The following is a 10,486-nucleotide window of genomic DNA, read 5'->3' as shown; positions in this document are numbered from 1 at the left end:
CCGGGACCGCCGTCACCGGGGACGTCCGTGGACGGGCGGCTGCCCTGGCCGCCACCTCCGCCCCCGCTCCGCGACGCCCCGCGGCCCCCGTGTGCGCCACCCGGGTCCCGACCGGACGGCCGTGGTCACGGGCCGACCCGGCGTCGTGCCCGCGGGACGGCACCCGGTAGCGGACCTCGACGACCGTGAGGTCGTTGACGAGGTCGAGCCTGACCACCTGGACGTCCGTGACCGTGGCGCCGAGGAGCTGGGCGAGGGTGGCACGCAGGTCGCCCTCGTCCGTGACGGCCCTGTCCAGGTGGACGAGCTGGCTGCGGTGCGCGCCGAGGAGGCGCGGGCTGTCACCGACCGCGAGCGAGAGGAGGACCAGGGCGATGAGGCCGAGGGTGAGGGCGGTGGGGACCGTGGACATCCCCGAGATCAGGCCGACGGCCAGGGAGGCGAAGTAGTAGGCGACCTCGTGCTGGGAGATCTCGGTGGAGCGCAGCCGGATGATCGACAGGACCCCGAAGAGGCCCAGACCGAGCCCCGTGCCGACGCTGGAGTCCACCAGGACGATGGCGACGGCCAGCACACCGACGTTGACACCGAGGAACGCGGCGACGAGGTCGGTGCGGTGGTGGCGCGGGAAGTACAGGCCGAAGGTCAGGATGCAGATCGCCACGAGGTCGACGGCGATCATCGCGATGGTGGTCATGGTGGGGCTCCTCAGTGTCCGGTCGAGGATCCCATTGGGCCAGAGCCCCCTGTGGTGGCGCTGTGGACGGGGTCGGGCCCACCTGAGACCCTCCGTTCACCCGGAGTTCGCCCCGTGGTCACCCGGGCGCCCGCGCAGCGGGCCGTACGATCCCGGGGCCACACGCGCCCGAGCCCACACAGGTCCCCCCACTCGGATCCCCCTCACCCGGGGACGCGCCCACCCGGGCGTCAGGAGTGGCGACGCAGGTGCTCCATCACCCGGACCTCGTCGAGGACGGCCAGGTGGGGCAGGGGGTCGACGCCGTTGTCCAGGACGTAGGTCGTCAGCTGGTCGCGGACCACCCGGACGAGATCGGCGGGGTCCCAGGGCTTCGCGATGTAGTGGTCGAGCCCGGCCTCGTTCACCGCCCGCACGGTGTCCGCCTGGCCTGCCTGACCGGTGACGAGGACCGTCCGTGCCCGCCGGGTGCGCGGGTCCTCGGCCACCTCGACGAGGAAGTCGACACCGCTGCGTCCGGGCAGACGGTGGTCCGCGAGCACCACGGCGAGCTCGTCACCGTCCGCGAGGGCGGCCTCCACCGCGTCCCACGCGTCGGGCACGTCCTCGGCCTCCTCGAGGTTGACCCTCGACCAGAATTCCTCCAGGTCCCGTTCCAGCGCGTGGCGGACCTCCACCTCGTCCTCCAGGACCAGCACCACGAGTGTCATGGTCTCCCCTTCCCCGTGTCGTCCCCGCCTCCCGCGGCCGCGACGAGGGTGACCCGCACGCGCGTCGCCCCCGGTTCCGACTCCACCTCGATGCCGCCCCCGGCATCTGCCAGGATCGTGGACACGATGGACAGACCCATCCCCAGTCCGTAGCGGACCCGTCCGGCCCGCGTCGTGAAGTGCGGTTCGAAGATCCTCCCGCGCAGGTCCTCCGGTATCCCGGGACCGTTGTCCGAGACATCGACGAACACGGAGTCGCCCTCGTGCGCGATCCCCACGACGATCCGCGGGGAGGCGGACCCACGGGCGGGCCCGCGCCGCACCCGCTCCTCCTCCCCGCCCGACTGCTCGTGCTCCTCCGCGGCGCGCGCGAGGTCCTCGCGTTCGTCCTCGAAGGCGTCCGCCGCGTTGACGAGCAGGTTCATCCACACCTGGTCCAGGGATCCCGGGCGTGCCATGACGGGGGGCACGTCCCCGAAACGCGTCTCCACCCGGACCCCGTGGAGCCGGTGCTCGGTGAGGCGCAGCGCGTCGTCCAGGCCGGCCCGGACGTCCACCGGGCCGAGCGCCCCCCTCCGGTCTCGCGTAGGAGCGCAGGCTCTGGGCCAGACCGGTCACCCGCTGCGAGGCGGCGGTGATCGAGCGCAGCGAGGAGCCGATGCGCGCCCCCAACTCGGCCTCCTTGAGGGTCTCCGGGGGGCTCGCGAGCAGGTCCGTGGCGGTGTGGACATCGGTGACGCCCAGCCGGAGCATGCGCCGGGCAGCCGCGCGGTCCCCGTCCGTCGCTCCCAGCAGCACCTTGAGCAGGGCGCGTTCCTCCGAGGTGGAGCGCGGCGGGCACTCCCTGGTCCGGCGCAGCGCCCCCGGTGCCGTGTCCGCACCGGCGAGGGTCAGCAGGAGCACCACGTCGCGACGGAGGTGCTCCACGGAGCGCGTCATGGCGCTGAGGGGGTTGTTGAGCTCGTGGGCGATGCCCGCCGAGAGCTCGCCGAGCATCGCGAACCTGGTGCGCTCCACCAGTTCGGCGCGGGTGCTGCGCAGGTCCTCGAGGGCCTGGGTGAGCTGGACGCGGTCGGCCTCCAGGTCGGCGGCGAGGACGTTCTTCTCGATGTGGAGCTCCTCTGCGCGCACCAGACGCCGGGTGAGGGAGTGGACCGCGAGGGAGGTCAGTGCCTCCGCGGCATCGGGGTCCTCGCGCATGAGGCGTTCGAGCTGTGCGTTCGAGAGCCGCACGACCATGGTGGGTGCGGTGGTCGTGGCCGTGAAGTAGGCCCGCTGGCCGCGGACCAGGGAGACCAACCCGATGATGGGGCCGGTGGTGGCCCGGTGGAGGAGGACGGTCGTGCGCTCGGCCTCCCGACGCAGCGCCACTCCCCCGGAGACCAGCAGGTGCACCGCGGCCACGGGCTCGTCCTGGCGGGTGAGCACGGTGCCCTCCGGGAGGAGGATCTGCGGACACGGGCCGAGCACCCTCTCGATGCCGCGCATGACGACACCGACCGCCTCCGGGCCGTCACTGTCCAGCCCGGCGATCACCGTCCCGCTGTCCGGGTGGCGCGCGTCGCCGAGGAGCGCGTCGACCTCGCGACCGTCCGCCCCCGAGTCGAGCAGGCACGCGGCCACCGCGTCGGCGACCTCCTCGAGCAGCGGTCCCGGACCGTGCGCCAGTGGGAGGACCGCGCGGAGGCGGAGGGAGGAGACCAGGGGTGCGAGGTCCGCGTGCCGGTCGGCATCCGTGACGAGGATCCACCCCGGGCCCGACAGTCGTGGGTCCTCGGAGAGCGAGCGGACGGCGGCGACGACGTCACCCACCTCGTTGGTGACCACCACGAGGACGGGGACCCCGGTGTCCCCCAGGAGGGCGTCGAGGACCTCCCCCACGGGAGGCGCAGCGGCGATCTCGACGCGCAGCCCGGGCAGTCCCCCCTCCACCTGCCCGCACACGCGCGGGGCGACACCCCGGGCACCGTCCCCGACGACCAGGACGACGGGGTCGTGGAGGGGATCGCGGAGTGGGTCGCGAGGGCTCTCCTGTCCACGCTGTCCACGGCCCACCGGGTCACCCGGCGGATCGGCGTCCCGCCCGCCGTCGGTCCCCGGACCCCCGGGGACGATGGTCCGTCGGATCCGGCGCAGCCCGGGCCAGGTGTTCACGGGAGGACCCCCTCGAGCGCCCACAGCCACGGCGCGACGAAGGAGAGGAGGAGGAGCCCGACCACACCCACGAGGAGGCCGATGCGGACCATGGCGCCCGTCGGGACCGCGCCGGTGGCGTGGGCGATGGCGTTGGGGGGTGCGGAGATCGGCAGGCACATGCCCAGGGAGCAGGCCAGGGCGAGGACGAGCGCGACCTCACCGGCGGAGTGGGGCACGTTGGCCGCGATCCCCACCCCCATCGGGACCAGCAGGTTGGCGGCGGCGGTGGAGGAGACGAAGTTCGAGATCGTCCACGCCAGGCCGGCGAGCACGAGGAGCACCAACAGCACCGGGATCGCGTCCCAGTCCACCAGGGCGATGATCCAGCGGTCCAGCCCGGTGTGTCCGACACCGGCACCCAGGGCGATGCCGCCGGCGACCAACCAGAGCACCGGCCAGTCGAGTGACTTCACGTCCTCGCCGTCCATGATCCGCAGGGAGAGGAGCAGCACCACCGCGATGAGACCGACCGTGCTGGAGGCGATGCCGTGCAGCGGTTCCGTCATCCACAGCGTGATGGTGCCCAGCGCCACGACGTAGAAGGCGAGGGCCTTGCGGGAGGTCTGGAAACGCGAGGACGTGTCGATCTCGAAGTGCGTGGAGGAGGGGATGTAGAGCGCGCAGGTGTACACCCAGGCCACGGCCAGCAGGACGAGGACGAGGGGGAGCGAGAGGAGCACCCAGTCCAGGAAGGTCAGGCGGATCCCCGACTGCTGGAGGACGCCCAGGGCGATCGCGTTGGGTGGCGTGCCCACGGGGGTCGCCATGCCCCCACGCTGGCGGCGACCGGGATGGCGAGGGCGACACCCGTGCGGGCGCGCGGATCGGGCAGGGCCCGGATGACGGGGATCATCACCGCGAACATGGTGGCCGTGGTGGCCGTGTTGGACATGATCATGCCGAGCAGGGCCGTGATCGCCATGATCCCGAGCACCGTCAGGCGCGGACGGCCGACGAGGGGGCGCAGGAGACGGGCGGACATGGCGCGTCCGACGTCGAACTTGCCGGCGCCGTCGGCGATCATGAACCCGCCGAGGAAGAGGATGATGACCGGGCTGGCGAGCGCCCCGAAGTAGTCGGCGGCCGTGACGGACCCCTCGGGGACCGGGAGGATCGCGTCCGAGGAGACCAGGAGCACCTCCGCCAGGATGACCCCCATCGACGTGGCGACCAGCGGGATCGCCTCGGTCACCCACAGGAGGATCGCCGCGAGGAAGATCCCGAGCATGCGACCGCCCTGGGCATCGAGGCCCGGGATGTCGACGAGGATCCCTCCCACGAGCGCGGTGGCCGCCCCAACGAGGCCGACGAGGGCACGGGGGCGTGGGTCGGCGCCGGTTCCCCAGGTGCGCACGCACCCTGTCCCGGCGTCTGACGCGCTCGGCCGGTGGTGCGGGTGGACGTGGCACGGAGTGGCACACCTCGCGCTCTGGGGTGTCGTGGGCGGGTCTCACCTGCGATTCCACCGGAAGGGGTCGGTCGGCGGGTGGGTCCGGGGACCCACGGCGCCCGGCCCGTCGCCCCCGCTCACCCTCCCGGGTGGGGCCCCGGACACCTGAGGGTGCCCCCGGCGCGGACCACGACGTGGATGACCCGGTTGCGCCCGGGTCGACTGCCTACACTCGCCGTCATGGGGGGGAGCACGTCCGGGACGACGACCGCAGCGCGACGAGGTCGAGCCTGACCGACTGCGCACCGGCTGGGTGCGCCAACTGTGCGCCGATGCCACTGACGGCATCATCGGCACCGCTGGCGTCCTCCAGGGGTTCTCCGGCGCGGGCGGGAGTGCCCGTACCCTCATCGTCGCCTCCGCGTCCACGATGATTGCCGGCTCCGTGGCCCAGTTCGGGGCCCAGTTCGCCCAGGACTCCGCCGAACGCGACGCCCAGGTGCGCCTCATCGAGGAGGAGGCCGCGTCCATCGCGGCCGACCCGAGTGCGGAGATCGCGGAGCTCGCCGCCCGGTTCACCGATCGCGGTGTTCCACCCGACCTCGCCCACGAGGTCGCGGAGGACATGCACGAGCACGATCCGCTCGGCGCCCAGCTCGAGCAGGAGTACGGGATCCAGGAGCCGATGTCGCGACTGGCCCCCGTCCTCTCCGGCCTGCGCGCCGCACTGGGGTTCGCCCTCGGCTCCGCGCTACCCCTGGTGGTGCTCCTCCTGTACCCCTCCGCCTGGGAGTCCAGGGTCCTCTTCGCGGCGGTCGTGCTGTCCCTGTGCCTGACCTCCGTCCTGATCGCCGTCTCCTCGGGCACCTCCGTCCGGCGGGCCATCTTCAGGACCGTGAGCATCGGTGTCCTGAGCATGGCCATCAGCTACGTGGCGGGCCTCATCGTCTTCTGAACCCGTCCCGTCGCGCGGGCCGGTCCCCCGCGCGGGGGTCCGCCACCTGCGCGCGACGGTCCCACGGGTACTGCGGTGGACACATTGATACCGAGCTGTGACCTGCCACGCATGGCGGGCCCGACGGCAGGCGCTACCCTAGTAGACGTAGTTTCACAGCTTCATTGCAGTACATGCGATTCCGTGGTGGTTGCAGGAGAGTGCGTGACTATACCGATCCCGACCGGGGTCGGGTCCATCCCCTGCGCGGGGCTTCCAGTAAGGAAAGCGCTTCAATGACCACTGGTGTCGTCAAATGGTTCAACGCTGACAAGGGCTACGGATTCATCACCCCTGATGATGGTTCCGCCGACGTCTTCGCTCACTTCTCCAACATCGAGGCCAAGGGCTTCCGCTCCCTCGACGAGGGCGAGAAGGTCGAGTTCGAGATCACCCAGGGGCCCAAGGGCCTCCAGGCCGAGCACATCGCCAAGATCTGAGATCTGGGCACCCACCGGCGCGAGCCGGTGACTCCGGGAACGGCCCGGGACCTCACGGTCCCGGGCCGTTCCCCGCGTCGGACGAGTCACATCGACATGCGCGATCATTTGTCCTTACAATAGAGGCGTCCCCGGAAATGGGGATCCACGGAGCCGTGCGGGTCGCGGCCCGGGTGGGTCGCTCCTGCGCGACGTGAAACCCAGGAGTCGACATGTCATCAATCACCGCACGGACCCACGTCATCCACAGCGACCTCGCACCCCGCAGAACGGAGACCCACGCCTCCGAGCTCACCCTGCGTGCGACCATCGCCCTCATCGTCCTGGCGTTCATCGTCGCCGTCATCGGCGTCGTCGCCTGGCAGCCCGCGGTGATCATCACCGCCGGCCTCATGACAGCGATCACCGTCCCCTTCCTGGTCACGGCGTTCGTGGCGGACCTGTCCGCCAAGTGAGGTCTGCGCGCCTGCGCTGAACCCTCCCGGGGCAGGACCCGGTGACAGACCGGTCCCTGCGGTCCCGCAGAATTCCTGAGGTCGTGGCACATCGTGGTGCCACGACCTTCGTGCATCCATCACCCACCCTCCCGCGTGGGCACGGGGCGACCCGACGGCGGTCGCTCCCCACTCCCGCCAGCCCCCGTCCCTCCCGGGTCCGGAGCGGGCCCCACCCACGGACGCCTCACCCGGTGACCTCCCGACCAGGAGTGCCCGCCGTTCGGCCACCGGGCGCGTCCTCCGGTCTCACAGGGACATGTCCACCACTCCGCGCCCTTGGACCTCACCGCGCCGCAGGAGGTCGTAGCCCTCAGCGACGTCCTCGAGACGGAACCGCCTCGTGACGATGTCCTGGTACCGGATCGTTCCCTCGGAGGCCATCCTCACGACCTCCGGCAGGTCCTGACGCGTCCGCGCGCCGTAGGACCCGATGATCGACTGCGAGCGTCGCACGGTGCGGTTGATCTCCACCTCCGCGGTCTGGACGCCCGCGCCGAGTCCGATGGGGACCATCCTGCCGCCGTCCCGCAGCGCGGCCAGCGCGGAATTCCAGGTCTGCGGACGACCCAGCGCCTCGAACGCGACGTCCACGCCCCTGCCGTCCGTGAGACCGAAGACGGCCTCACGGACGTCCTGCTCGAGGGAGTTGACCACGTCCGTGGCGCCGAGCTCGCGCGCGGCCTCCAGCTTGTCGTCGGCCACGTCGATCGCGATGACCTGACGCGCCCCGAAGGCGCGGGCGATCTGGATGATGTTGGATCCGACACCACCGGTCGCCACCACCGCGACCGATTCCCCGTGGCGCAGGTCCGCCCCGTGTCGGACGGCCCCGTATGCCGTCATCGCAGCGCACCCGAGGATCGCCCCGGCGACGGGGTCGATGACGTCCGGCACGGGGGTCACGGATGTGGAGGGGATGACGCAGTACTCCGCGAGTCCTCCCATGGAGTACATCGCGATCGGCGTCCCGTCGAGGTCGGCCAGGCGCGTCGTCCCGTCGTAGAGCTTGCCCTGGAGGCGGTTGAGGTCGAAGAAGGGCCCGCAGAGGTCGTCGCGTCCGGCCGCACACGCGGGGCACTGACCGCAGGGCATGAGGAAGGCACCGGCCACCCGTTGACCGACCTCCAGTCCGGAGTGTTCGTTGCCGGGACCGACCTCGACGATCTCGCCGGCCACCTCGTGTCCGAGCACGCAGGGCAGCGGGAACGCGATGGCGCCGCCGATCACGTGGAGGTCGGAGTGGCACAGGCCGCAGGCGCTGACCCTGACGAGCACCTCGCCCGTCTTGGGGTGTGGGGTCCTGATCTCCTGGACCTCGAGCCCGCGTTGGATGTCACGCAGCACGGCCGCACGCATCGTCTGGGGAATCTGGGTTGACATGTTGGAGTCCTCCATCGGAACCAGGTGTCGGTTCGCCCGCGGTCCCCCGCGGGCCTCATTGCCCACACTAGACGATCCGGGGCGACCTTCCCACCATTTGTTTCTACAAATAGGGCAGCATGGACGGATCCACGTCACCCTCACCATGGAACCCCGACAAAGGTCCCTGTTCTGCGGTTTCGGGCCGCACGGACGGCCAGTCACATGAACCGCGTGCGACTCGTGACAGGGGCGACAGTGCCCAGGATGACACACGCTGTCATGATTTGATCTGACATATGGGGCCCGACGGACCAGGGTGGGCCCACCCTGACCCCGCGGGTACGGTCGTGCCCCGGTGGGGTCACCCACCGGGGCACGAGCCGTCCCGCACCGGAGCCGTCAGGAGTAGCGGCGCTCGGCGTAGACCTCGATCTCCTCCGGGGACTTGCCGGAGGTCTCCGGCATGATCTTGATGAGGACGAAGGCGAACACGAGGTTGATGACCGCGTAGATCCCGTAGGTCATCCCCCCGCCGAGCGTCTCCATCATCGGCGGGAAGGTCACCGTGATGAGTGCGTTGACGATCCACATGCAGAAGACGGCGGTCCCGTTGGCGATCCCGCGGACCCTGGCGGGGAACATCTCACCGAGCATGGTCCACACCACCGGTCCGTTGCCCGCCTGCACCACGAGCATGAAGACACCCATCATCACCAGGATCATGAGGGGCGCCCAGGAGGGGGGGCGTGCCCCCTCCCTCGAGGACGGGCCGGATGGTGACCTGGAAGAGGGTGGCGATGACACTCAGGGTCACGAAGACCGCGAAGAGGCAGGTGATGAGGATCTGGCGACGACGGAACCTCCCGATCAACCACAGTGCGAGCGAGCAGCCCACCACCGACATGACGCCGTTCGCCATCTGGGCGGTGATCGCCGCGGACGTCCCCATGCCGGCGTACTGGAGGACCTTCGGCGCGTAGTACATGACCGTGTTCACGCCCATGGTCTGGTTGCACACCGCGAGGAACACCCCCACGAGGAAGAGCTTCCTCAACCACGGCGTGCCCCAGATGTCGGAGAACGTGCCCTTGCGGCGGTTCTCCTCCCTCCGGTGGAGTTCGAGCATCTCGTCGAACTCGTCGGTCAGGTCTCCGTCCCGTTCGGGGTTGCGGACCCTCTTCAGCGCACCGATCGACTCGTAGTAGCGCTGGTTCGCGGCGTACCACCGCGGCGACTCGGGCATGAGACGCATCCCGATCCACAGGGCGATCGCCGGGATCGAGCACAGCAGGAGCATGAGCCGCCAGGCAGCACCGTCCCCGCCGTCCACCGTCAGGCCGTTGACGAAGGCGTGCCAGGTCGAGGTGTCCATCGACCCGCCGTAGGACTGCTGCAGGGTCAGCACGTTGTCCCAGGACTGGGTCCCGTTGGAGACGTACCCCTCCCCGCCGCCGCTGACGGTCAGCTGGGGGCCACCCACCGCCTGGTCGATGAGGGCGTTGAAGGTGAAGGCCAGCAGTTGGCCGGTCACGATCATCACCTGGTCGACCGCCACGATGGTGCCCCTGATGCGCTTCGGCGCGGTCTCCGAGAGGTACACCAGGACGGTCGCCGACGCGCCGCCCACGGCGAACCCGAGGATCAGACGCATGGGGTACATGACCAGCACGTTCGGGGACAGGGCCGTCCCCACCGCGCCCACGAGGAAGACGATGGCGAGCAGGATGATGTTGTGCCGCCGCCCGTAACGGTCGGAGAGACGACCTCCGACCAGCGCGCCGAAGGCGGCGCCGATCAGGAGCGTGCCACCGATCCACCCCTCCTCGACGGAGGTCAGGCTCAGACCGTTCGCCCCGAAGGGCATGTACATGTAGGGAAGGGCCCCGGAGACCACGCCCGTGTCGTACCCGAAGAGGAACGACCCGAGTGTGGCCACGAGTGCGATGACGCCGATCGAGCGGTGCTTCCCCGAGGCGGGGGCCCGTTCGATGGCGTGCTCGAGTGCCGGACGGCCCATGTCCGGCGTGATCTCCACAGTGTTGTCGCGCACCTCGTGCGCCTCGCTCACGCATCGTAGGTCGTTCGTACCGCTCACGGGCGACGTCGTGCAGAGACGTCCGAGGCGGAGGCGACGGTCGCCTCGTCGACTCGCGCGCCACCGTCGCCGCGAGGGCGAGCTGCTCCCGGTGACGGACCGACT

At 70.6% G+C, this 10,486-nt stretch carries 9 protein-coding genes and 2 pseudogenes; 3 read left to right on the top strand and 8 right to left on the bottom strand.

Features of this window, described 5'->3' with window-relative positions; genetic code table 11:
* The 6 genes and pseudogenes from TA90_RS04245 to TA90_RS15845 all read right to left on the bottom strand — a co-directional run.
* Window positions 1-697, bottom strand: a 697-nt coding sequence (locus tag TA90_RS04245) for a DUF4956 domain-containing protein (protein ID WP_074015279.1), incomplete at its 3' end; no start/stop codon positions are given.
* Window positions 698-927: 230 nt separating this feature from the next.
* Window positions 928-1,407 (bottom strand): response regulator, encoded by a 480-nt coding sequence (locus tag TA90_RS15470; RefSeq protein ID WP_043534774.1) that lies wholly within the window; start codon window positions 1,405-1,407, stop codon window positions 928-930.
* On the bottom strand, window positions 1,404-1,832 hold the full coding sequence (locus TA90_RS16005; RefSeq protein WP_407921579.1) for a sensor histidine kinase: 429 nt from the start codon (window positions 1,830-1,832) through the stop codon (window positions 1,404-1,406). Before TA90_RS16005 ends, TA90_RS15470 begins: the two co-directional genes overlap by 4 nt.
* A 775-nt stretch (window positions 1,833-2,607) precedes the next feature.
* Window positions 2,608-2,895: pseudogene (locus tag TA90_RS15850) on the bottom strand (cyclic nucleotide-binding domain-containing protein); the annotation flags it as partial.
* A 662-nt stretch (window positions 2,896-3,557) separates the two neighbouring features.
* Window positions 3,558-4,370 carry an SLC13 family permease gene (locus tag TA90_RS04230; RefSeq protein WP_331394254.1) on the bottom strand — a complete coding sequence of 271 codons (813 nt, stop codon included), beginning with the start codon at window positions 4,368-4,370 and terminating at the stop codon, window positions 3,558-3,560.
* The gene (locus TA90_RS15845; protein ID WP_331394253.1) at window positions 4,298-4,957 is read right to left on the bottom strand and encodes an SLC13 family permease; all 660 of its coding nucleotides are present in this window, start codon (window positions 4,955-4,957) and stop codon (window positions 4,298-4,300) included. Before TA90_RS15845 ends, TA90_RS04230 begins: the two co-directional genes overlap by 73 nt.
* A gap of 349 nt (window positions 4,958-5,306) precedes the next feature.
* Here TA90_RS15845 and TA90_RS04225 point away from each other — a divergent pair, with 349 nt between their 5' ends.
* The 3 genes from TA90_RS04225 (at window position 5,307) to TA90_RS04215 (ending at window position 6,882) form a co-directional block, all read left to right on the top strand.
* Window positions 5,307-5,948 carry a VIT1/CCC1 transporter family protein gene (locus TA90_RS04225; RefSeq protein WP_052450493.1) on the top strand — a complete coding sequence of 214 codons (642 nt, stop codon included), beginning with the start codon at window positions 5,307-5,309 and terminating at the stop codon, window positions 5,946-5,948.
* 275 nt (window positions 5,949-6,223) lie between these two features.
* A complete protein-coding gene (locus TA90_RS04220) occupies window positions 6,224-6,427 on the top strand; it encodes a cold-shock protein (protein ID WP_043534772.1) in 204 nt (67 codons plus the stop codon).
* A 212-nt stretch (window positions 6,428-6,639) separates the two neighbouring features.
* On the top strand, window positions 6,640-6,882 hold the full coding sequence (locus tag TA90_RS04215) for a hypothetical protein (RefSeq protein ID WP_043534771.1): 243 nt from the start codon (window positions 6,640-6,642) through the stop codon (window positions 6,880-6,882).
* Between the two features lie 288 nt (window positions 6,883-7,170).
* Here the strand turns inward: TA90_RS04215 and TA90_RS04210 are convergent, their stop codons facing one another.
* Window positions 7,171-8,304, bottom strand: coding sequence for a zinc-binding dehydrogenase (locus tag TA90_RS04210; RefSeq protein WP_082031419.1), 1,134 nt, complete (start codon window positions 8,302-8,304; stop codon window positions 7,171-7,173).
* Window positions 8,305-8,685: 381 nt separating this feature from the next.
* Window positions 8,686-10,303: pseudogene (locus tag TA90_RS04205) on the bottom strand (MFS transporter).
* Between the last annotated feature and the right edge of the window lie 183 nt (window positions 10,304-10,486).

Source organism: Actinomyces polynesiensis (assembly GCF_000820725.1).
Lineage (GTDB): Bacteria > Actinomycetota > Actinomycetes > Actinomycetales > Actinomycetaceae > Pauljensenia > Pauljensenia polynesiensis.
The sequence above is the reverse complement of the archived record's forward strand: the minus strand, read 5'-3'. Positions and strand labels throughout refer to the sequence as shown.